The organism is Hymenobacter mucosus (assembly GCF_900188255.1).
Taxonomy (GTDB): Bacteria; Bacteroidota; Bacteroidia; order Cytophagales; family Hymenobacteraceae; genus Hymenobacter; species Hymenobacter mucosus.
Genome location: NZ_FZNS01000003.1, coordinates 634,648 through 657,941, shown reverse-complemented (window position 1 = coordinate 657,941; position 23,294 = coordinate 634,648). Strand labels below are relative to the sequence as shown.

Annotated in this window: 18 protein-coding genes and 2 tRNA genes; 10 read left to right on the top strand and 10 right to left on the bottom strand. The window is 55.7% G+C overall.

Annotated elements, in window-relative coordinates; all coding sequences use genetic code 11:
- The first annotated feature begins 75 nt into the window (after positions 1-75).
- The 3 genes from CHB83_RS10015 to CHB83_RS10005 all read left to right on the top strand — a co-directional run bounded on the left by CHB83_RS10015 (position 76) and on the right by CHB83_RS10005 (position 4,336).
- Entirely contained in the window at positions 76-1,719 is a 1,644-nt protein-coding gene (locus tag CHB83_RS10015) for a T9SS type A sorting domain-containing protein (protein WP_089332527.1), read from the top strand.
- 115 nt (positions 1,720-1,834) lie between these two features.
- Positions 1,835-3,046, top strand: a complete 1,212-nt coding sequence (locus CHB83_RS10010; protein WP_089332526.1) for a glycosyltransferase — start codon at positions 1,835-1,837, stop codon at positions 3,044-3,046.
- A 21-nt stretch (positions 3,047-3,067) separates the two neighbouring features.
- Complete coding sequence (locus CHB83_RS10005) at positions 3,068-4,336, top strand: lipopolysaccharide biosynthesis protein (RefSeq protein WP_089332525.1); 1,269 nt, start codon at positions 3,068-3,070, stop codon at positions 4,334-4,336.
- 8 nt (positions 4,337-4,344) lie between these two features.
- Here CHB83_RS10005 and CHB83_RS10000 read toward each other — a convergent pair whose 3' ends face one another.
- The 5 genes from CHB83_RS10000 to mutS form a co-directional block, all read right to left on the bottom strand.
- Positions 4,345-5,157 carry a class I SAM-dependent methyltransferase gene (locus CHB83_RS10000; protein WP_161806927.1) on the bottom strand — a complete coding sequence of 271 codons (813 nt, stop codon included), beginning with the start codon at positions 5,155-5,157 and terminating at the stop codon, positions 4,345-4,347.
- 92 nt (positions 5,158-5,249) lie between these two features.
- Positions 5,250-6,239: an AAA family ATPase gene (locus CHB83_RS09995; protein WP_045687073.1), complete on the bottom strand. Its 990-nt coding sequence runs from the start codon at positions 6,237-6,239 to the stop codon at positions 5,250-5,252.
- A 185-nt stretch (positions 6,240-6,424) separates the two neighbouring features.
- Positions 6,425-6,507, bottom strand: a tRNA-Leu gene (locus tag CHB83_RS09990).
- 240 nt (positions 6,508-6,747) lie between these two features.
- Positions 6,748-6,823, bottom strand: a tRNA-Gly gene (locus tag CHB83_RS09985).
- Between the two features lie 271 nt (positions 6,824-7,094).
- The gene (gene mutS / locus CHB83_RS09980; RefSeq protein ID WP_089332553.1) at positions 7,095-9,782 is read right to left on the bottom strand and encodes a DNA mismatch repair protein MutS; all 2,688 of its coding nucleotides are present in this window, start codon (positions 9,780-9,782) and stop codon (positions 7,095-7,097) included.
- A 259-nt stretch (positions 9,783-10,041) separates the two neighbouring features.
- Here mutS and CHB83_RS09975 point away from each other — a divergent pair, with 259 nt between their 5' ends.
- The 4 genes from CHB83_RS09975 (at position 10,042) to CHB83_RS09960 (ending at position 14,743) form a co-directional block, all read left to right on the top strand.
- Complete coding sequence (locus tag CHB83_RS09975) at positions 10,042-10,587, top strand: RNA methyltransferase (RefSeq protein ID WP_045687060.1); 546 nt, start codon at positions 10,042-10,044, stop codon at positions 10,585-10,587.
- A gap of 129 nt (positions 10,588-10,716) precedes the next feature.
- Complete coding sequence (locus tag CHB83_RS09970; protein WP_089332523.1) at positions 10,717-13,401, top strand: T9SS-dependent M36 family metallopeptidase; 2,685 nt, start codon at positions 10,717-10,719, stop codon at positions 13,399-13,401.
- 137 nt (positions 13,402-13,538) lie between these two features.
- Entirely contained in the window at positions 13,539-13,970 is a 432-nt protein-coding gene (locus CHB83_RS09965; protein WP_089332522.1) for a hypothetical protein, read from the top strand.
- Positions 13,967-14,743 (top strand): J domain-containing protein, encoded by a 777-nt coding sequence (locus tag CHB83_RS09960; protein ID WP_052694908.1) that lies wholly within the window; start codon positions 13,967-13,969, stop codon positions 14,741-14,743. Before CHB83_RS09965 ends, CHB83_RS09960 begins: the two co-directional genes overlap by 4 nt.
- Positions 14,744-14,826: 83 nt before the next feature.
- Here CHB83_RS09960 and CHB83_RS09955 read toward each other — a convergent pair whose 3' ends face one another.
- Together CHB83_RS09955 and CHB83_RS09950 are read right to left on the bottom strand one after the other, a co-directional pair.
- Positions 14,827-15,597, bottom strand: coding sequence for a TerC family protein (locus tag CHB83_RS09955; protein ID WP_089332521.1), 771 nt, complete (start codon positions 15,595-15,597; stop codon positions 14,827-14,829).
- 113 nt (positions 15,598-15,710) lie between these two features.
- Complete coding sequence (locus CHB83_RS09950; RefSeq protein WP_045687057.1) at positions 15,711-16,208, bottom strand: YajQ family cyclic di-GMP-binding protein; 498 nt, start codon at positions 16,206-16,208, stop codon at positions 15,711-15,713.
- 173 nt (positions 16,209-16,381) lie between these two features.
- On the opposite strand from CHB83_RS09950, the gene CHB83_RS09945 reads away from it, so the two are divergent.
- On the top strand, positions 16,382-16,822 hold the full coding sequence (locus CHB83_RS09945) for a GNAT family N-acetyltransferase (RefSeq protein ID WP_089332520.1): 441 nt from the start codon (positions 16,382-16,384) through the stop codon (positions 16,820-16,822).
- Between the two features lie 30 nt (positions 16,823-16,852).
- On the opposite strand, the gene CHB83_RS09940 is transcribed toward CHB83_RS09945, so the two are convergent.
- Positions 16,853-17,161 carry a DUF962 domain-containing protein gene (locus CHB83_RS09940; RefSeq protein ID WP_089332519.1) on the bottom strand — a complete coding sequence of 103 codons (309 nt, stop codon included), beginning with the start codon at positions 17,159-17,161 and terminating at the stop codon, positions 16,853-16,855.
- Between the two features lie 74 nt (positions 17,162-17,235).
- Here CHB83_RS09940 and CHB83_RS09935 point away from each other — a divergent pair, with 74 nt between their 5' ends.
- Entirely contained in the window at positions 17,236-17,709 is a 474-nt protein-coding gene (locus CHB83_RS09935; protein ID WP_089332518.1) for a PaaI family thioesterase, read from the top strand.
- Positions 17,710-17,800: 91 nt separating this feature from the next.
- Here the strand turns inward: CHB83_RS09935 and CHB83_RS09930 are convergent, their stop codons facing one another.
- Together CHB83_RS09930 and CHB83_RS09925 are read right to left on the bottom strand one after the other, a co-directional pair.
- A complete protein-coding gene (locus CHB83_RS09930; protein ID WP_045687053.1) occupies positions 17,801-18,796 on the bottom strand; it encodes an NYN domain-containing protein in 996 nt (331 codons plus the stop codon).
- 650 nt (positions 18,797-19,446) lie between these two features.
- Positions 19,447-20,187: a metal-dependent hydrolase gene (locus CHB83_RS09925; RefSeq protein ID WP_179225506.1), complete on the bottom strand. Its 741-nt coding sequence runs from the start codon at positions 20,185-20,187 to the stop codon at positions 19,447-19,449.
- Between the two features lie 688 nt (positions 20,188-20,875).
- Between CHB83_RS09925 and CHB83_RS09920 the strand changes: the two genes are divergently transcribed.
- Positions 20,876-23,209 (top strand): T9SS type A sorting domain-containing protein, encoded by a 2,334-nt coding sequence (locus CHB83_RS09920; RefSeq protein WP_179225505.1) that lies wholly within the window; start codon positions 20,876-20,878, stop codon positions 23,207-23,209.
- The last annotated feature ends 85 nt before the right edge of the window (positions 23,210-23,294 follow it).

Here is a 23,294-nt window from a genome sequence, read left to right as displayed (position 1 = left end):
CCTTACGGATGGGCGTTATGCTTTTGGACCTTTGCCTCGTTCAAACTGCCTTCCTCACAAACACCCTATAGACGCATGAAAAAGATTCTACTCCCTGCTTTACTGGCTTGTGCTGTAGCCGCAGTGGCGCCTACCTCTCAGGTGGTAGCGCAAACGGTCTGCCCTGCTGCCCCGACAGCTACAACAGTGTCAACTGACATTACGCAGAACACGACTTGGACTAGCAACAACGTCTATCTGTTATCGCGCTTTATCTATGTGCGGGCAGGAGCTACGCTTACGATTCAGCCCGGCACTATTATTAAAGGAGATAAAACTGGTAAAGGCACGCTGATTGTGGAGCAAGGGGCTCGCCTCATTGCTGAAGGCACTGCCAGCCAGCCCATTGTATTTACGTCTAACGAACCAGCTGGCTCACGGGCACGCGGCGACTGGGGTGGAGTTATTATCTGCGGCCGCGCACCCGTAAACCTCACCGGCAACCCCGTTGTGGAAGGTGGTGTGGGCTCTGCGTATGGCGGCACCGATCCAAACGACAATTCAGGCATCCTGAAGTATGTGCGCATTGAATTCCCTGGTATTGCATTTCAGCCTAACTCCGAAATCAACGGACTGACGCTGGCCGGTGTAGGTGCGGGCACGCAGATTGATTATGTGCAGGTATACGGCTCCGGCGACGATTCCTTCGAATGGTTTGGTGGTACTGTGAATGCCAAGCACTTGGTGGCTGTGGCTGCTACGGATGATGACTTTGACACCGATAACGGCTACCAGGGTAAGGTGCAGTACGGCCTCATTGTACGTGAGCCAAACACCGGCGACGTATCAGGCTCCACTGCTTTCGAGTCGGACAACGATGCGGGTGGTTCTTCCAACTTACCCCAGACGGCTCCTGTTTTCTCGAACGTGACGGCTTTGCTGCGCACGCCCATTGGGGCAGCGGCCAATTTCACCCGGGCCATGCACCTGCGTCGTAACACGGCCATTTCTATCTTCAACTCAGTACTAACAGGCTGGCCTACGGGCTTGACTCTGGACGGTGCCCCTACTCAAGCTAACGCCACTAGTGGTAGCCTTGTGTTGAAAAACAACGTGATGGCTAACATGACGACCCGCAATTTTGAAGCGGCTGGGGTAACCACCTTCGACGTAGCTGGTATTTGGAATAATGCGGCCAATACCTTGTTCACAACGGCTGGCGAGCTTGGCCTGAACGCTGGTAACTACAGCCCTGCCTCCGATATCGTATCGGACTTCACCCTGCCCACTGCTTCTCCCTTGAACACGGGCGCAGGTTTCTCAGATGCGAAGTTGGCGGATGCTTTCTTTGAAAAGACCGGCACCTTCCGTGGTGCTTTTGGCACCAATAACTGGGTGGCTGGCTGGACCAACTTCAATCCTCAGATCACGTGCTACAACCGCCCTGGTCAGACGCTAGCGGCCAAGAGCTCTTCCGATCAGTTGCAGCAACTGGCAGTGTTCCCGAACCCCACGGCTGGCTCCGCTTCGATATCGTTTGAGTTGAAGCGCGGAGGTCAGGCTTCGGTACGTATACTGGACGTAACGGGTCGTCAGGTAGCCACGGTCTTGGCAAACGGCAAGCTCTCGGCTGGTCAGCAGCAGATTGCGTTGCCTGCCAACCTCAAGGCTGGGGTATATGTAGCCACCGTAACGACGAACGAAACAACCCAGTCGGTTCGCTTTGTCGTAGCCAAGTAATTACTGCTGCATCGTATTTGCTTGCTTAAGGGAAAGCCTGTTCCGGGAAGCCGGGGCAGGCTTTTCTACTTCAACCTTACTAGGACACCCGCCTAAAACGTCTAGCTTGCAGTTAATGAAGCTCCGCGTCCTGCATTTGCCCAAGTGGTACCCCAACCGCTACGATAATCAGGATGGTGACTTTGTGGCCCGCCACGTGGCCGCTATTGCACCGCACACTACGGCTGCTGTGCTCTTTGCCACCGTAGCCCGCGGCCCGCTTCCGTCGCTTATTGACTGCGAAGCTGCTCTCACGGGTTCTACTCCTACTCTGCGCTACTACTATCGGGCCCGCATTACGGGCCTTGCTCCGCTAGACAAACTGCTAAAGCTAGGGCTGTACTTCTGGTGCCTGGGGCGGGGCTACCGGCAGTTGGTTCGCTATTGGGGTGGGCACCCGCAACTCGTGCATGTGCACGTATTGTTGCGCACAGGGCTGTTTGCGTGGTGGCTGCGGCTTACTCGAGGCCTACCTTACCTCATCACAGAACACTGGACGCTTTACCTACCCGAGCGGGCCAGTAACATTGGGCGAATACGCCGCCTGCTTACGGGTAGGGTGGTGCGCCATGCAGTGGGCCTGCACACCGTATCAGCTAGCCTACGCGATGCTATGGCCCGCCTTGGCTTCGTGCATCCGCACACAGCCGTCATTGCCAACGTAGTAGACACCGCTGTATTTCGTCCCACGGAACGGCCACGCACAGCAGGGCAGCTCTTGGTGGTGGCTGCATTTCACGATGCAGTAAAAAATATCTCTGGGGTCCTACGCGTGGTAGCGCAGCTGCACTCCTGCTACCCTCATATGCGCCTACGAATTGCGGGCTACGGTCCTGATGAAGCAGTCTTACAACAGTTGGCCGCACAGTTGGGCTTGCTGGAGAATGGCATCGTCACGTTCCTAGGGAAGCTTGCTCACGACGAAGTAGCCCGCGAAATGCAGCAGGCCGCCGCCCTGGTCAGCTTCAGCCGGGCCGAAACATTCGGATGCGTGTTCTTGGAAGCCCGTGCTACCGGATGTGTGGTGGTAGGGCCGGCCACCGGTGGAGTACCCGAGTTGTTTCAGCCGCCCAACACTTTCGGGTTGCTGGTCCGGCCAGATGATGAAGTAGCCTTCGGCGCGGCGCTGATGGCTGTTCTTGATGGCTCATGCACTTACCACCCCGCCGTGCTACGCGCCGATGCTGAGGCGCGCTGCTCCTACCCCAATGTCAGTGCACAATTTGCGGCCCTTTATGCAGCGGTACTACCCGGTGTACCAAGCCGTACTGGTCCAACTGCATTCTAACGGCCTACTCTGCGCCAATTCATGATCCGCCGAATCCTTCACAACGTTGCTACCCGCCTGGCTACAGCCCTGCTAAGCTTTGTAGTGGTGTGGCTTACGGCGCGCTATTTGGGAGCCGCTGGCCGCGGAGCCGTAAGTCTGTTCGTGACCGACTGCGCGGTCTTGCTGCTTTTCATTGGGCTGGTTGGGGGCTCTTCCTTGATTTACTTGGTGCCCCGCCGTAATGTTTGGCATTTGCTACTACCCGCCTACGGATGGGCCACGCTGGTGTGCCTGATAGGTACGGGGGCAGTAGCGCTACTACGTAATGCACCAGGTGCTTACCTGGGACACCTGTTGACCTTGTCTTTACTACAGGCTTTTTTCTCTATCAATTCCTCCTTGCTCCTAGGTCGCCGTCGCGAGGGCATTTACAACATGCTTGCCGCTGCGCAGGTCGCTTTGCTAGCGGTGGGTTTATGGGGTTGCTTTGGCGGTCTGGGCTGGCGCGAAATACCGGTGTACTACTACGCTGCCTACGTTGCGTACGGCTTGCCTCTACTGCTGAGCATCCGGGCACTGCTGCATCTTCCCGACCGGCGCCTACGCCACGGCCGCCGCCTACGAGCAACTACCCGCGAACTAGTACGCCACAGCCGCGGGGCTCACCTTTCCAATATTCTGGCCTTTGCCAACTACCGCCTGGGCTACTACTTCGTAGCGCATTATGCCGATGCTCGCTCTGTGGGCATTCTGTCGGTGGGAGTAGCCTTGACGGAAGCTATCTGGCTGATTCCGCGTAGTACTGCGCTGGTACAGTACGTTGATCTGGTGCATGCGCCAGACCCGGCTGCGTTAGCGGGTGAGGGGCTGCGCGTTGCCCGACTTACGCTACTAGCTACCACGGCCGCTATGGCCGTACTAGCCTTGCTGCCAGTCGGCGTGCTTACGGCCATCTTCGGGCCCGAGTTTGGCCCCGCACGGCCCGTTATCGGGCTACTAGCTCCGGGCGTCGTATGCATAGCAATCCAAATTCTTTGCAGTAGCTACTTCGCCGGGCTGGCCCGCTACCGAATCAACAATGCGGCTTCTATAGTGGGAATGGGAGTGACCATCATGGCCTGCTGGCTCTTGGTTCCGCGGCTAGGTATCCGGGGGGCAGCTTTGGCCAGCACCGCCTCCTACGCCGCTTCCACAGTCTTTTTACTTTATCATTTCTGGCGCGCTACGGGCGCTACGCCCTGGGCGTTCCTACCCACCCCTGCTGATGTATCCTACGGTTTGAGCCTGCTTCGGCGGCAGAAGTCATAGCCTCCGCACTATACCGCTTGTACCGTTACAGCAAAATGCGGGGTTGGGTCCGCGAGTGGCATAGGCTGTTTCGTTTGCAGGAGCTTGGGCGAGTAAAGAGCACACAGTGTATTTTCAACCTGTACCAACTGGCCGCGTGCCGTTGCGGGCAGCCCGTCTACAATGCCGGCTAAGACTTCCCAACGGGGCTGGCCAGGCTGCCGATTAGCGTCGTGCCATACCACTACCGTATCCGGGCCCACCAAGTGCTCAAAAACGCGGCGCGTATCCGTACGCACGGCGTCGTACGCATGGTCGCCATCGATAAAAATTAGGTTGAAGTGCCCCAACGTAGCAAAGTCGAACGTAGCGGAGTTCCCGTGCAAGTGCGTTACGTTGGATAAGGGCTTGGAGAAGAATCCATGCAGTTCCACGTATCGGTCGGGTAGGCCCAGTGCCCGTATTTCGGCTGCCGATAAATTTAGGGTGTGCACGGAAGCTGCCACGGCAGCTACGTTAGCTGCACTTTCGCCGCGCCACGTTCCAATCTCAAAATAACGGCACTGGGGAATTTGGCGCGCCAGGCCTCGCAACAATGCAAGGTCCGTTGGCAGTGAGCCGCCGTCCCGAAACGCGAAAGGGTGTACCGTTTCTCCATGAGCTGGTAGCAACGGAGCCAAAGCCACTACCGGCAATCCATCGGGGGTCACTCCTCGTTGGGAAGCATGCCGCAACGCCCGACGCTGCCACGCAGCTGTGTCTGCCGCCAACACATGGTTTAATAGCCAGGGGTTGCGCACTAGGCTTCCTAAGCCGCGAAGGGTTTTGGTAAGTCGAGACAAGCAGAGAAGACGAATCGTGAGAATGGAAATGTGCCACTTTGCCCCTGGCCCCTTATGGCCTAACCGAGCCACCTTGGTAGGAACTACCTAGCTTAGCTAATCGGCACTTTGCGCAAAATAGCTTCAATCAGGTCCTGGGTGCGAATACCGTCGGCTTCGGCTTCGTACGTGAGCAGAATGCGGTGGTTGAGCACGTCGCCCGCTACATCCTTGATATCCTCGGGCAACACGTAGTCGCGCTCATCCAAGTAGGCTACAGCTTTGGCGGCGCGGTGCAGCGCAATGCTAGCGCGAGGGCTCACTCCAAACTGCACGTACTGCTGAAACTCCGGCAAGTCGTAGTCGGCGGGGCGGCGGGTGGCAAATACCAGCTCAATTATGTACTTCTCTAGGGTCTCCGAAATCTGCACTTGATTAATTTCCTGGCGGATACCAAACACGTCTTCCTTCGTCAAAATCGGGCTTACCTCTCCCACGTAGCTCATGTTGGCCATGCGGCGCATCACTTCTAGCTCGTCGGTTTTCTTGAGGTAGTCCACAAAAACCTTCATCATAAAGCGGTCTACCTGGGCTTCTGGAAGGGGGTAGGTTCCCTCCTGCTCCACGGGGTTTTGGGTGGCCAACACCAGAAAGGGCAGATCGAGCGGGTACGTGGTTTCCCCAATGGTCACCTGTTTTTCCTGCATGGCTTCCAGCAGCGCGCTTTGCACCTTAGCCGGGGAGCGGTTCACTTCATCGGCCAGCACTAGGTTGGCGAATATCGGCCCCTTCTTTACCTCGAATTCCGACTGGTTCTGGTTGTACACCATAGTGCCTACTAGGTCGGAAGGCAGTAGGTCCGGCGTGAACTGCACCCGTTGGAAGTGCAAGTGCAACACCTTAGACAAGGTACTGATAGTTAGTGTCTTGGCTAGGCCTGGCACACCTTCTAGCAGGATATGCCCACCGGTAAACAGCCCAATGAGGAGCCGCCCTACCATGTACTGCTGGCCCACGACAACCTTGCCTACTTCGGCAAAAACCTGCTTAATCTTCTGCTGGTAGTTGGGAGGGGTGGTTGGGGTAGAGGAAGAAAGCGGCATCATACGCGCAGAATCAAGGAAGAAGGCTAAAGGTAGCCAAACGATGGATTTTGTGCCGACAGTACACGGTTTCTATTTCGCGAGGCAAAAGCGCGTGGTTCTAGTACGAACGTCAGGCGCAAACTACTGGGCCTCTCATCTCCAACCCAACAAAAAGGGCTTCTACAACCTGTAGAAGCCCCTAGTACCAGAGACGGGACTCGAACCCGTACGTCCGTGAAGACAAGGGATTTTAAGTCCCTCGTGGCTACCATTACACCACTCTGGCAGCATATCTGTCTACTTCCTGCGGTAGCTAGTCTACCGCGCCCAACAGGTGGGCAAAGTAACTGTAAATTCTCCAAACGGCACATCCTAAGACCAGCATTTATCTTAGAAGCACCTCCGTTTGGTGCCAAATAGCTTAATGGCTACAAGAACTCAGTGCCTAGCTGTGGCAACTGATTCACCTGCGACCAATGAGCCAGCTATATAAACCAAAAGACCCTACCATGTGGCAGGGTCTTTATGGAGCGGGAGACGAGGTTCGAACTCGCGACCTCGACCTTGGCAAGGTCGCGCTCTACCAACTGAGCTACTCTCGCTTTCGATCTTGGCGCCGTAGTGGCGTTTTGATGTGACAAAGGTACTACAAGAATCCTCAGTGTCAAGAGCTGTCCCTAAAAAAAACTGCTTTTACTTTCCTACCATGCCCTTTTTGACTGATTTTCAGGGAGAAAAATTTTCATCAAAAAAGGAGTTTGGTACAGTCTCCTACTAGTTGCAAGCTCTTCTGCGCTCATAACAACCCCGCCTTTTGGTAGCTAGGACTGGTAAAAATCACTCCGTAGCTGCTGAAAGGCGGGGCATACGATGCTACTTGCTACTGGCCGCTAGCTTTAGCTCGTTCAGCTTTAGCAACGCCTCGATTGGGGTGAGCGTGTTTACATCTAGCTTGTCGAGTAGTTCGCGGAGCCGTTCCAGAGCGGGGTCGGCAGGCTCGAACATGCTTAGCTGCAGGCTAGGGCGCGGGGCCGAGTGCATGGCAGCCGCAGGCTGGGCCTTAGGTCCGCGCGCAAAGTGGTCTGTGGTAACTCCCGGCCCGCTCGGCTTTACGTCGAGGCCAGCCAGCACTTCGTCGAACTCGGTGGGAGCTTCCGTATCGAGGCTAGCGCTGGTGCGCTCCTGCTCCAAGTGGTGCATGATTTCATTGGCCCGCAATACCACCGAGGTAGGCATACCAGCCATGCGGGCTACGTGAATGCCAAAGGAGTGCTCGGAGCCACCCTCTTGCAGCTTACGCAGAAATAGAATGCGGCCATCGGCTTCCTTTACGGCCACGTTGTAGTTGCGTACGCGGTGGCAGTCTTCCGCTAGCTGGTTCAGCTCGTGATAATGGGTAGCAAACAGCGTTTTGGCGCGGGCCTTGGGCGAGTTGTGCAGGTGCTCCACAATGGCCCAGGCAATACTAATACCATCGTAGGTGCTGGTGCCGCGCCCAATTTCATCCATCAGTACCAGGCTCCGGTCGGAGAGGTTGTTGAGGATGCTGGCCGTCTCGGTCATCTCCACCATAAAGGTGCTTTCGCCCTTACTTAGGTTATCAGAAGCCCCTACGCGGGTGAATATCTTGTCGATAACACCAATGGTAGCCGCGTCGGCTGGTACAAAGGACCCTATTTGGGCTAATAGTACAATCAGGGCTGTTTGGCGCAGCAAGGCAGATTTGCCGGCCATGTTAGGTCCCGTAATAACTACTATCTGCTGATCTTCCTGATCGAGGCGGATGTCGTTGGGGATGTAGGCTTCACCAGGCGGTAGCTGACGCTCAATAACTGGATGGCGCCCGGCCGTGATGTCAAGCAAGGTGCCATCATTCACGATGGGCTTCACATAGCGGTGTTGGCGGGCCGTGGCAGCAAAAGAAGCGAGGCAGTCTGTTACGCCAATGGCACGGGCATTCTGCTGAATCTGGGCAACGTACTCGGCGGCAAACAGCACCAAGTCGTTGTAAATATTCTGCTCGATGACAAACAGGCGCTCCTCTGCGTGCAGAATCTTCTCCTCGTAGGTTTTCAGCTCCTCCGTAATGTAGCGCTCGGCATTCACCAAGGTTTGCTTCCGAATCCAGGTAGTAGGCACCTTGTCCTTATGCGCATTGGTCACTTCAAGGTAGTAGCCGAACACCTTATTGTAGGCCACCTTCAGGGAGCTGATACCCGTTTCCTGAATGGCCCGCTGCTGCATCTGAAACAGGTAGTCTTTGCCCGAGAAGGCCATACTACGTAGCTCGTCCAGCTCTTTATCCACGCCATCATTCAGCACCCCGCCCTGGTTTGTAAGCAACGGCGCATCGGTCTTGATTTTAGCCACAATCTCGTCTCGGAGCGCGGCGCAGGGGTTGAGCTGGTCGGCTAGCTTTTGCAGGGCCCGCACACCAGAACTGGCCAGTTGCTCGCGCATGGGGGCAATAGCTTCTAAAGCCCGCGCCAGCTGAAGCAGCTCGCGGGGGTTGATGCGGCGCACCGCTACCTTGGAAATCAAGCGCTCCAAGTCATTGATCTGACGCAGATTCTGAAGCAGATTACCCAGTAGCTCTGTATCGTGGAGCAGGGCCTCCACGGTATCTAGGCGGCGCTGAATTTGAGCGGGCTCCTTCAGTGGTAGCACTACCCACTTACGCAACAGGCGGGCGCCCATGGGCGTCACGGTTTGGTCGAGGATGTCGATAAGGGGCACGCCGCCGGGGTGCTGAGCATGCACCAACTCCAAGTTGCGCACCGTGAACCGGTCGAGCCACACGTACTTATCTTCCTCAAGCCGCCCGATGCTGCCAATGTGACCCACATCAGTATGCTTGGTTTCGGCGAGGTAATGCAGAATGCAGCCAGCCGCCGTGATACCCTCCCGGAGGCCATCAATGCCATAGCCTTTGAGAGAGGTAGTATTGAAGTGGCGCGTCAGCGTATCGTGGCAGTAGTCGAACCCGAACACCCATTCATCCAGGGCGAAGTGGCAGTAGTCGGGCCCGAATTGCTCCTCAAACTCCCGGCGGCTTTTCTTACAGAACAGCACTTCGGCCGGCTGAAAATTTTGGAGCAGCTTGCCGAGGTACTCCAGGGTACCCTGAGCCACCAAAAACTCGCCCGTGCTGATATCAAGGAAGCTAATGCCCGCGTCCTGCTTGCCAAAATGCACGGCGCAGAGGTAGTTGTTGCTCTTGCGCTCCAGCACGTTGTCGTGCAGGCTCACGCCGGGCGTGACCAGCTCCGTGATACCGCGCTTTACTAGCCCCTTGGCTTGCTTGGGGTCTTCCAGCTGGTCGCAGATGGCCACGCGCTGCCCCGCTCGCACCAGCTTGGGCAGGTAGGTATCGAGGGCGTGATGCGGAAAGCCCGCTAGCGGCGTTTCGGCGGCGGTGCCGGCCCCGCGTTTGGTGAGCGTAATATCGAGGATGCGGGAAGCCGTGACGGCATCCTCGCCAAAGGTTTCGTAGAAGTCGCCCACCCGAAACAGGAGCACGGCACCAGGGTGGGCCTGCTTGAGTTGGTAGTACTGCTTCATCAGCGGCGTATCAATCACGGGGGCGGGACCGAGAGAGCCGTGCGTGCGGATGGGCTTTTTCGTAGGATCAGCGACTTTCGTTTTCACTAGCAAGAAAAGTAGCGCGTCGCTCCAGCGGCGCGTAACGTGGAATGCGGGGTGCAGGCGCAGCAGCACTACTGGCTGCCGGGCCCGAAGCTGGAGCTTCGCGCGGCGTTTCCCCCCATTCAGTATTGAGCCCAACAGCCGCAGCATGCAGACGCGTTCCTACCTTTGCAGGATGCGCAAACTCTCTATGGAAGAGCTGAACCGGCTGACGGTGGCAGACTTCAAAAATACGCAAAAATTCCCCCTCTGCCTGGTGCTCGACAATGTGCGGAGCCTGCACAACGTGGGGGCCGCTTTTCGCACCGCCGATGCGTTTGCCCTCGAAAAAATCTGGCTCTGCGGCATCACCGGCCGTCCTCCCCAACGCGAAATCACCAAGACTGCCCTGGGCAGTACCGAGTCGGTAACCTGGGAGTACGTGCCTACTACGGTAGAGGCCATTCACCAGCTCAAGGCGGCGGGGTACGTGGTCATTGCCGTGGAGCAAACGACTAGCAGCCTCGCCCTACCGGGCTTTCAGCCCGACCCGCAGCGGCGGTATGCCCTCGTCATGGGCAATGAGGTGTTTGGCGTAGAGGATGAGGTGCTGGCGCTGTGTGATGCTGCCGTGGAGATTCCACAATTTGGAACCAAGCACTCCCTGAATGTAAGTGTAGCAGCCGGGGTAGTGCTCTGGGATTTCATCAGTAAAACGGGCTGGGCTACATCTCAACAATAAATCTGCCTTGCTATTGAAAATCAGGCAAGAAAATCGCCAACTCCTCAGTAAATTTGAAACAGGCCGCTCTGCTGGAGCGGCTTTTGTTTTGCTGGTCTGCTTACTCACTACTTCTACCGCGCCTCTTTGATGCACCTAGTCGCTTCTAAGCCCGCCGCCCGGGCCTTACTTTTCGCTGCTAGCCTGGTCATCCCAGCCATAGCAACTGCCCAACAAGCACCCTTCAATCGGGCCATCCAAGTATTGCAAGCCCGTCGGGCGGCGTATGGGCTGGGAGAGCAAGATGTGACCAATCCGGTGGTTACCAGCCAGCATACTGATGCGCACAATGGCGTTACGCACCTGTACTTGCGCCAGCGCCACGCCGGCATAGAGGTATCGGGTGCCGTAGCCGACGTGCATTTGACAGCGGCGGGCAAGGTAGTGAGTATGTCTAGCAACTTTGTGCCAGCGGTGGCTACTGCTGCGCGCACGACGGCGCCAGCACTTTCAGCCGAGCAGGCAGTAGCTGCCGCTGCCCGCGCCTTGGGCATGCCGGCTCCGCGCAGCCTACGAGTGGTGCAGGCTGGTACTGCTGCCACGGGTATTGTGTTCAACGAGGCAGGCATTTCCCTCGACAATATTCTGGTGAAGCTTATGTACCAGCCCCTGGCCAACGGCTCCATGCCCCTGGCTTGGGACGTTACGCTGGCTCCGCTGGACGGTGAGCATTACTGGAACGTGCGAGTAGACGCAGCCACTGGCACCCTGCTCGACAAAACGGACTACACCGTTTCGGAAAGCCTGCGCTTTGTGCCCCTACACCAGTCGGCACAGTTTGCTGCGGCCAGCGCCCCCACTCCGGCCACTACGGCCAATAAAGTAAACGCGCCCAACAGCTACAACGTGTGGGCCGTGCCGGCAGAAAGCCCTGATCATGGCACCCGCCAAGTGGTTGTAAACCCTGCCGACCCACTGGTATCGCCCTACGGCTGGCACGATACGGATGGAGTAACGGGGGCAGAGTTCACCCGCACCAGCGGCAACAATGTGAATGCCTACGACGACCGCCCAAACCGCAACGCGTACACCACCGGCACCAGCATTAGCCCCGATGGGGGGGCCAACCTGGAATTTGATTTCGCCTTTACGAATGGGCTGACGACTGCTCCCACAAGTAACCTGAATTTGGCCGTAGTCAACTTGTTCTACTGGAACAATATGATTCACGACGTGATGGCCTACAAGGGCTTCGATGAAGTGAGCGGCAACTTCCAGGTGAAGAACTATACTAACCGCGGTGCCGGCGCCGATGCCGTGCAGGCTGAAGCGCAGGACGGCGCTTCGGCTTCACCTGTTCGCCTCAACAATGCAAACTTCTCTACTCCGGTAGAAGGCAGCCGCCCGCGCATGCAAATGTTTCTGTGGACGGCGGAGAGCAAGAGCATTCAAATTACGGCCCCTGCTTCCTTAGCCGGGCCACTCACTGCATTAGAAGGCTCTTTGGGCCGCCGGATATCAGCAGTAGGCCCCATCACGGGCAATCTAGTGGCGGTAGATGATGGCTCGGCCAAGCCTATTCGGGGCTGCAATGCGCCCCTGGTAAACGCGGCGGCCATCAGTGGTAAGATTGCCCTCATTCAGCGGGGCAAGTGCAACTTCGCTGTGAAGATCAGGAACGCCCAGAATGCCGGGGCCAAAATGGTAGTCATGATGGACAGCATACCCAATACAACCACGCTCGTGAACATGGGCTCTACTGTAGCGGCCGATACGGTAGGGCTCCGCATTCCATCCATTTTCATCACGAAAGCGGATGGCGACCGGCTGAAGGCGGCCCTTGACGCTGGCCAAACCGTGTCCTTATCAGCTTCTAGTACAGTTTACTACCGCGACGGCGACTTCGATAACGGCATTATTACCCACGAATATGGTCACGGTATTTCTACCCGCCTCACGGGGGGAGCGGCCAACTCAGGCTGCCTGCCCAACACTACCGGCTATGAGACCATGGGAGAAGGCTGGAGCGACTTCTTTGGCCTGTGGATGACTACCAAGCCCGGCGACGTGGGCACTACGCCCCGCGGCATCGGCACATACGTAGCCTTCCAAACACCCACCGGCACCGGCATCCGCCGCAAGCTCTACACAACCAACTTTGCCGTTAACAACCATACGTATGCTTTCCTTGGTACGGGCGAGGGGCAATACGCTGAAACCCACGACGTGGGAGAAGTGTGGGCGGCTACGCTTTGGGACTTGAACTGGGCCTTAATTGGCCGGTACGGGTACAATGCAGATATGAAAGCCTCGACCGGAGGTAATAACATCTGCCTGCAGTTGGTGCTGGATGGCTTGAAGCTGCAGAAGTGCACACCTGGCTTCATCGACGGCCGCAATGCTATTCTGAAAGCTGATACCCTCAATAATCAGGGGGCCAACTCCGCGTTGATCTGGAGCGTATTCGCCCGCCGCGGTATGGGAGTCAGTGCCACTCAAGGCCTGAGTACCAGTGTGTCTGATCAGGTAGTAGCCTACGATATGCCAGCGGTTTTGAGCACGCAAAAGCAACTCAGCGGGGAACTGCTGGAGGTGTACCCTAACCCAGCCAACAACCAAGTAGTGGTGCGGACGCAGATCAGCAGTTCGGCGCCGGTGCAGATCAGCGTCGTAACGTTGCTGGGCCAAACTGTGCACACCGAACAGGTAGCAGCCGCTCGCCTACAACAAGAGGGCGTAACGCTGAACACCGCCAACCTAGCAGCCGGTGTGTACATTGTGCGCCTAACTACCTCACAAGGAAACATTACGAAGAAAGTAGCGGTACAACACTAAGCAGCCCTCGGCGCCCTAGCTGTTGGTGCTAGAGTGCCTACTGGGCCGTACCAAGCCCACTAGGTCTTGATCTAGTGGGCTTCTTCTTGTATTGTGTTTGCTGGTCCGTCCCACTGGGCCTTTCCTACCTGCTCCGTATGCCATCTGCTACCCCCATCGACGATCCTCATGCCACTGCCCGCCTAGCCTTACGCCCTACCGTGGAGGCTACCTTATCGGCAGAGCCCACCGCTGCAAACTTTCTGCACCGCACCCTGCGCCCGGTGCTTAAGCTCCAGCATGAGCACGTGCTAGCTGCCGTAGCCGACTTTCTAAGCGACCATCACGTGCCATTTCTGCTTGCGCACCGCACTGAGCAGCAACGCCTGATTGGGGAGCTACTTGGCCGCAATACTAAGCTGCGCTACACTATAGTAGGCCTGATAACCGGGCAGTTCACGCGGGAGGAGTATACCTTCTACCGCGCCCACCGCTCCGAGCTTAACCGTCGAATTTTAGAGCTGGCCGTGCAGCGCGCCCACGACAGTACAGAGGCCATTGCTCACTATACTACTCCCGCCGGACCATGAGCACGTACTACCAACTGCTTGAGGTGCCGGAGCAAGCCACATCGGTTGAGTTGCGCCAAGCTTACCGCCGCCTGGTATTTCTCACCCACCCCGACCGCACCTCTGACCCGGAGGCCCACCAGCGTTACCTGCTAATAAACGCCGCCTATGAAGTACTAGGACAGCCCACGAAACGTGCCACCTACGATGCCCAGCTGCGGGCACAGCGCCAGCACCCCCAAGCGGCTACCACGCCCGCACAGCGCGACCCCGCTATTCGCCGCCGATATACGGCTGCCGTTCAGCGTTCTAGCGGCCTGCTTCGCATTCGTCCTATGGACCTGGAAGTATATAATGCCCCCGCCCGCCGCTGGTGCCAAGTACTGCTGGGGCTGGTGCTCGTGGTGATGGTTGATTACTTTCTGCTGGTGCGCTCGGCCACGGGTACGTTTACCAGTATTCACTCTAGCCGTGCCACTAATGGGCGCTTATTAAACTATGTAGATACCGACCGCGGCTCCTTTATCACGAACCAGCACTTCCCCATTACTACGGAGTATTTTCAGTTGAAAACCTCCCTGCTGTTTCGGTTTGTGCGAGAAGCCCGGCTGCCCAATGGCACTCCCTTATCGGTAGAATTTGGGTACGAAAGCTTATTTGGCTTCCTGTTCGTACTTCTCCTCCTCACCTTGCCCGCCCAGCTTCGCAACCTGACGGCGGCCATGCGGATCAACTTAGCCATTATAGCCTCGGTAGTAGGTGTTATTGTGCTGCTAATGGCCCTCACCGCGTAGCCAGCTCTCTTGCTTTACAAGCACAAAGGCCCGTAGCTCTGGAGCTACGGGCCTTTGTGCTTGTAAGACGGATAGGATTGAGGTTAGTCGTACTGTGATTCGCGCAACTGCACAGGAGGCGTCTTTTTGCGCAGGCGCATGTTCAGCGTTTCCACAATGAGGGAGAAGAACATGGCAAAGTAGATGTAGCCTTTCTCAATTTCCTTGTGGAAGGCTTCCATCACCAGCATCACCCCAATCATAATCAGGAAGGACAGCGCAAGCATCTTGATGGTAGGGTTGCGGTTCACAAAGTCGGCCACTACCCCAGAGAAAGCCAGCATTACGCCCATCGACAGGATAACGGCCAGAATCATAATCAGCACGTTATCCACCAGGCCCACGGCCGTTAAAATGGAGTCGAAGCTGAACACAATGTCAATGACGATAATCTGCAAGATGATGCTCTGCATGGTAGCGCCGCCTTTGCTGGCGTGCTCTTCCTCCTCGCCACCTTGTAGCTTGGTGTGAATTTCCGTGGTGCTTTTCCCGATTAGGAACAATCCACCCGCCAGTAAGATCAAGTCGCGACCCGATACGCCGAAGGGTTCATCCAGCCAAGGCAGGTTGAGCGTAAATAAGGCAGCTTTCAGCCCCACAATCCAGGAAATGCTCAGCAGCAAACCAATGCGGCACAATAAAGCCAGCAACAAGCCAATGCTGCGTCCACGCGCCTGCTGCTCCTGCGGCAGCCGGTTGACCACAATGGAAATGAAGATAATGTTGTCGATACCCAACACAATTTCCATGAAGGTCAGCGTGAGCAGGCTCACCCAGGTTTGGGGACTGGAGAAAACGGAGAAGTCGAAATTCATTAGGCGAGATGGTGACGAGGAGGAAAGTAGCGGGACCCGTAGGCAAGCGCACGTACAAATGAAAAGTAGCTACTAGCTGCTTCACTCGTACGCGTATCTGTGCTGCTGAACAGCTAGGACTTCATGTTCACGAACTGCAAGGGCTGACCGATGTCGGCGGAGCGCTGGCGCAGCAATGCAATAACGGCTTGCAGGTCGTCAATCTTCTTGGCCGATACGCGTACTTGGTCGTCTTGCATCTGCGCTTCTACTTTCAGTTTGGCGTCTTTGATAGCCTTAATGATTTTACGGCCCGCTTCCTTATCGACCCCGGCCCGCACCTTGATGGTTTTCTTTACTAGAGCGCCGTTGGCTTGTTCTTCGGCGGTAAAGTCGAGGGCTGTGCCGTCGATACCTTGCTTTACTACCCGGCCCAGCAGAATATCTTCCAGCGCCTTCACGCGCATAGAATTCTCGGAGCTGAGTTGGATAGTGTTAGCTTTTTTATCGAGTTCAATACCGCCTTTGGTATCGCGTAGGTCATAGCGCGTCTGCAGTTCTTTTTTGGCGGTGTTTACTGCGTTTTCGAGGGTTTGCGGGTCTACTTTGCTGACAATATCGAAGGAGGCCATAATGCAGGAATGAGTTGGGTTGGGCTTCCTGTACGCCAAACCATGCGTGCGGTTTGGGCCAGGAAGCCAAAGGTAGGAACTTGGCACTGATTGGATAAAACCAGCCGTATACTCCCGTAGATTAGCTTGTACTTTTACCTCGACTTCGTTCTACGCGTTTCACTGCTGCGCCTATGCCCGTCATTGCCCCTCATACGCCCGATGAATGGGCCGCCTATTACCGCCTGCGCTACGAGGTACTACGCCAGCCTTGGGGCCAGCCGGCGGGGTCAGAGCACGCCGACGATGACGCCGCCCCAACTACTACTCATGCCCTACTGCTGTCTCCCGAAGGGCACGCCATGGCAGTGGGCCGCCTGCATCCGGCCAGCCCTACGCAAGGGCAAGTACGCTTTATGGCCGTTGCTCCCCACCAGCAAGGCCAAGGCCTGGGGCGGCAGGTGCTAACGTACCTCGAAGCAGCCGCTAGTACACAGGGCTTAGAGGAAGTAGTGCTGCATTCTCGTCAGAATGCCGTACCCTTCTACCAGCGGCTGGGCTATGCGGTAGTAGCCCCCTCACACATACTGTTCGGTACCATCCCGCATTTTCTAATGCGCAAGTCCTTAGCCTAGTATCGCGTCATAATAGGGGGCTGGTTGAGGCTAGAACTTCTCTCGGCCCCGTAGCAATTCCCAGTACAGACGAAAGTCGCCGAGCAAGGACCACCAGGGATGTTGAAAAGTAGCTGGTCGATTACGCTCCACAAAAAAGTGACCTACCCAGGCGCAGCCATAGGCCGCAACCACGCCACCCAGTATTAGCCACGGCCGCTGCCATGCCACGGCTAGCCCCGTAGCCGCCAGAAATAGGCTAGTGCCCACGAAATGAAAAATACGAGTACCGCGCTGACTATGCTCGCGCAGGTAGCGGGGATAAAACTCAGCAAACGTATTGGTGCTGGGAGCACTCATGGCGGCGCAGTTTAAAGGTTTTACCTAAAGTAACTACCTTTTCCTACTTGCCTTCCCTTTAGTCATCTTCTGCCATGGACCACTTTCCTGATGTAGCTACGCTGGTGGCTATCTATAATCAAATCAACACTTACGGCCGCACCAACGGGATGGAACTACTACTCCAGCAGCCCGGCGAGGTGCAGTATAGTATGACGGTGAAGGAGGAGCACCTGTCCTCCCCCGGCACGTGCCACGGTGGGGTGCTGGCTGGCTTACTAGACTCGGCACTGGGAGCGGCGGCTTTGTCGTTGGCTTTCACGGCGGGGGAACTGGTTTCTACCGTAGAGTTTAAGATCAACTACCTATACCCGGTGCACCTGCACGACCACCTGATAGCCCACGGCACCGTGGAGCACAGCGGCAAAACGCTAATAGTAAGCAGCGCTGTTATCCGCTGCCCCACCCACGACAACCGAGTAGTAGCACGAGGCTTGGGGACCTTCAACCGCTACCCAGCCACCAAGCGAGACTTCCACGATTTGCTTTTCCCAGCCTCGCCAGAATAGAGTTACGGCTAGGCCAGGACATGAAAAAGCCGGGTATCGTGCGGATACCCGGCTTTTTACAGAACTGCCGAACCAAGGCAAAAAGAGCAGGTTACAGACGTTCGGGTGAGCTAGCAGACTCGTGTTCGGCTTCGCCGTACTCGTCGCCATCCATTTCAGGTGGCGCAACTTTGCGGACCTGACGGGCGCAGTCTTCATCGCGGTGGTTGCGGCCTACGGTAAACTCAACCCAGTCACCTTCGTGCAGGTCGTTGAAGTCACCTTCTGCCATGTCCGCGTAGCTGAAGAACAGGTTGTTCGGGGGCATTACCACGAAGCCGAATCCGTTTTTCAGATTCTTGATGGTGCTGATACCTACCGTACCAACGGGACCAGCAGCCGTAGGACCGGTGGGGCGCACTGGCTTGGCGCTAGGGAATGCGGCTGGCTCGGGCGTGTTCACAAACATGCCTTCGATTACTTCATCGCCGGAGCTCAGGCCCTGGTCAATGATATCGTGCATCTGCGTGGGGTAGGTTACTTGCTCCAGCAGTTGCTGCGAAGCGCGAGTTACGCGGTTTTCGCCTTTGAAGTCAACGTACTTGAAGTCCCAGTTCAGCAGCATCACGCGGGTGCCGATGGTGTTGAGCTTCTTGATCAGAGGTACGTAGTCGGAATCACCAGCAATTAGAACGACTACGTCGAAGCTCTTGTGCAGCGAAAGCTCCAGCGCCTCCAAGGACAGCCATACGTCAATGCCCTTCTCCTGTAAACGACCGTCGCGGGTTTTCAGGGGCATGTAGTGGGTAGTGATACCCAGGTTCATCAAAATATCGTCGAGCAGCCGGTCGTGAAACAGGCGGTCTTTGTCACGGGCTTCAGTTGCAGAAAGACGGCCGCGGAAAAAGTGAGAGTCAATAATTTGCGATAACCGCACGTCAACGTCTTCTTCTTCAGCTACTTGATGCCGAATAAACTCATGCAGGCCTTCCAAGCTAATACGGGCCTTACGATCGTGCTGGAAGTAGTAGTAATCACTGATTTTCAGGAAATAATTGCCGTCATAAAAGACGCCTATCCTAATCAGAGGGCTATTCATCTGATTCATACAAAAACGGTTTGAGCGCAAAAAGGTGTGTTAATAAGAGCGGGGAGCGGTTCGGCAGGACCTGTGCCAGGCATAATCCTGGTCAAAGATACTACGGGAGGTAGTTATTGTATTCCAATAAGTCATGGTTTTAGTTTGTTTATCACGTGGTTAGGTTGTGGAACGTGGAGCAGAGGCGGGTCTGATGGCAGGAAGAGCGAGGAAATATAGCGTACCCTCCAATGAATAAGAGGTGAAGCGGAGGGACATTTAACGTAATTATTCATCATAGTGTAGTAGCTATCCTATAAATATGTATACCTAAATCGAACAACCAAGATACAATATTAAATAACATATATTCCCTTACCTATTAGACTAATACAAACTGCATAAATTTTATCCTACGCTAAACTAGGTAAATCAACAAATAATAGCCATAGTGTACCACACCGGCCTTCTTTAAGTACAATTAAAGAAAGTGCAGCCGTGGTGCAGCATTGAGGCTACTAAACCACTGAACGAAGGTAAAAGTAGCAGTAACTGTGTTGCTGCATGTTTGCCCAAGCTATGTGTTTTGTAGATGAACCAAGACAATTAACAGACCAATTTCGCGTAGTAAACACCAACTTAGGCGTGCAAGTTACATGCGTCCCCAAATTGGGAGCCTGCTAGAACTGAAAGTGTCCAACTACTAAACCCAATACAAGCAGAGCGTAGCCGATACAAATGGCCACTTCCAGAGCATTACCACTAGCTGATCCTGTGCGGATAAGTGGCAGCTTGAAGGACGTATCTAGAAGAGGCATGAACCACTTTACGCCCGCCTTGGTGAGCGTGTCGGCTAGCAAGTGGGACACGTAGCCGCCCCCCGCAAACAAGGCCACTCCGTGCCAGCCCAAGCTTTGATTAGCCAAATGGCCGATGTAGGTCCATAAGCCGGCGGCCCAGAGCGTATGCGTCCAGGAGCGGTGGGAAGTGAAGGGCGCTACCGACACAAACAGCCCCAGCATGCTCAGCCACACGTAGCTAGTGTACAGGCCAGCTACCACAGTGCACAGGCCGGTGAACAGCAGGGCCAGCTTGCGGGTGGAGTCGCCTTGGAGAGCAGCCCCAATTAGTCCAAAGGCCAGCGCCGCCGTGAAGCCCATGCGCCGGTCGGGGCCGGGTGCCACGAGGAAGTGAGTGTAGAGGGCCAAGCCAGCCGCTACTCCTACAAAAGCCCACCGCACATACCGCTGGGCAAAGCCTAGGCGCTTGCTCAGCCGGGACCCAGGATGGTCAAGATCGGGGGCGAGGGAAGAAAAGCCAGCCAAGGCAATACCGGCCGGCGAAAAGGGAATACCCGGGACTAGGCCCGCTACGGCTACGCCGGTAATGAGGCCAATGGCCAAGTGAGAAGAACCGCGCACTAGTTGAATCCAGACTAAGAAATAAAGGTGGCGAAGATACCAGCCGCAGCCGCAATCTACCTATACCAGAAACGTGGACTTATGCCTCTCTCAGTATTACTTTATTGCTAATTATCTCAATAAAATTGTATTATAGCAATATAAATCTACCTTGCGCTTTGAAAACCTTGTGGGAAGGTTTTCTCATGTTCAACTTTTTCTCTTTGACATGCGACAAGGTGTACGGTTACTGACGATGGGAGTCAGTGCGTTTCTACTTCTGGGCAGTTCTCTAACGGCAGAGGCTGGAACTATATCGGGGCGAGTATTTGAGGATGTGAATTACGGAGGCGGCCAAGGCGCGGCGTATGCAACTACTGGCGGTTATGTCGGACGCGGCGGGGCGCGAGTAGAATTTTATAGAAGTACTGGTGCCTATGTAGGAACAGTTACAACTGCTGCTGATGGAACATACTCTTTTACTTACACTGGTGATAATAATTCGTTCATTGTTCGAATCGTAAGCAATACTGTCACATCTAGTAGAGGGGGCAGTGGCTTGGTTCCGGTGGTTACTTATCGAAGTACCTTTTCTGGAACTCCCGGCAGCAGAGTTGATGATTTCGCTTACGTTGGAGGCCAGGCTCCTAATCTAGCAGATGGTGGAGCTAATACTACCAGCGCTACCCTCACTGCTGCTGGTGCTCAAGTGTATACAGCCATACCTGACGCTGACAACAGTGAAAACTTCGTGAATGTCGATTTCGGCTTCAGCTTCGATGTAGTAACGAATACGAACGATTCCGGGCAGGGCTCTTTGCGGCAGTTCGTCATTAATAGCAATGCGCTATCCAACACCAGCCTAGACCAGCGTCCGTTCAATAACAATGGCACCGCTACTGGCACCGACTTTCCGGCCGGGCAAGAAACCTCCATTTTTATGATTTCGGATGGTACCGCTCGACCGGGGTTGCGGGCGGGGCTACCCAATCAGCTAACTAACGCTAGCAACGCTGCCGCCACTTCTGGCAACCGCCGGGCGTTGATTACGCTCACAGCCAGCCTTGATGCCATTACGGACGCAGGTACCGCCCTTGATGGCACTACCCAAACCACGCTCCTAGACTCCAACACCGGCGCCCTTGGCAGTAGCGGTACTGTTGGCACTACCAACATCACTTTCAGAACGTTTTCCGCCCCTGAAGTAGAAGTTTCGGTGCCCAACACGAATGGGGCATCAGCTATTACAAGTTCAGCCAACAACATCATTCTGCGAGGCATAGCCGTGCACGGGGGTGGGGCTAACTTTGGCGATGCAACAATAGAAGCCACGGCGGGTACTAGCCTGCTGATAGAAGGCTGTGGCATTGGCATCAGTGCCTTCTCGCTTGCGGCTCCGGCTAACCCCACGGCCGGAGTAGGCGTGTACTTGCAGAACCCTTCGGGCACTGTTCGTAACAGCATTGTGGCCGAGTGCGGCCGTTCGTGCATCAACTACTCCGCTGGGTTTAACGTGACGGGTAGTGGCTACACAATTACGCAAAATGAGCTACTACAAGGTGGCCGGGTTACGGCGGGCGGCGACAATATTACGGTAGGGCGAGCCGACGGTGCGCCGGGAGCCGCTGGCCCAGTGACAATTACTGAGAACCTGATACGGGATGCTAATAGCAGCGGCATTCAGCTGGAGATTGGGTCTATCAGCAACAACACCATCAGCAACAACACCATTACTGGCAACGGCAAAGGTGGGGCACCTACTCGCTTGGAAGGTTCGGGCATTCACTACTTGCTCCGTAGAGACCCAACCAACAACCCCATTCTCAGCACCAACTCTGACCGGATTACCCTTAATGTCATTTCCAACAACCAGTCGTCGGCAGTAGTAATCAATTATGGGCAGCGCAACGTGCGCGTCACGCGGAATTCCATTTACGGTAATGGTGACGGTACTACCGGCGGCGAAGGCCTCATTGCCGTTGACTATACCCCTGCCACGTACTATGCGGGCGGAAACCCTGCATACGGCCAGGGCGACGGGGTAACTCCTAACGACGGTACTACCAGCAGTGAGAAGCCCAACTTTGGGATGAATTACCCCATCATCACGAAGAAGAATGTAACCATCAACGGGGCTACTACTACGCTGCACATGGAGGGCTTTGTAGGACGCACCGCCGGGCAAACAGCTTTTGCCAATACCGAAATTGAGTTTTACCGCGGCGACAACTCTACGGATACCAACCAGAACGGTGAGATTTTCGCGGGCGACGGACAGAACTTCCCGCACGGGGAGCCCCGCACTTACTTGGGCAACACCCTCACTGGCTCAACGGGCTCTTTCTCAGCAGACATTGTTATTCCCTCTAACTCTATTTCGCCGGCGCTGCTAACCACTGACCCCATCAATGCCCTCGCATATAAGGCAGACATGGGCACCTCGGAAGCCGGTATCAACCTGATTCCGAATACGATTCCGGCGGGAGCCTTGCCAGTAGAGCTAGTACGCTTTGATGCCCGGGCGGCGGGCAGCAACGCCCTAGTGACGTGGGCCACGGCCATGGAGAAAAATAACGACCACTTTGAGGTGCAGCGCAGCCGCGACGGCCGCGAGTTTGTAACGACTGGTACGGTGAAAGGCCGCGGCACCACGCAGGTAGGCTACGCCTATAGCTTCACGGATGCCCTTGCCGATGCGACGGGCCTGTACTACTACCGCCTGCGGCAGGTAGACACCGATGGCACTGATTCTTACACGGCCGTGCAAACGGTAAGCTTTATTGGTAGCACATCGGAGGCAAGCCAGGCACTACGGTTCTACCCAAACCCGACTACGAACACAATCACCCTCGACCAGAACGCGCTGGCCGCTGGTACCTATCAGCTCACCGTGACCAACTTGCTGGGAGGCGTAGTAGCAACCCAAACGATTACGGGTGGCCGACGCAACACCGTTGATCTGCAGCGCCTACCTGCGGGTAGCTACTTAGTGCATGTGCGCAACAACGCTGTGCAGCTAACGCAAAAGGTAGTGAAGAACTAACCCTACGTAGTCATAGGGCTGCCACTGCCCGGCTACCCGTTACTTTCTGATCAGGAAGTAGCGGGTAGCCGGGCAGTGGCGCGTT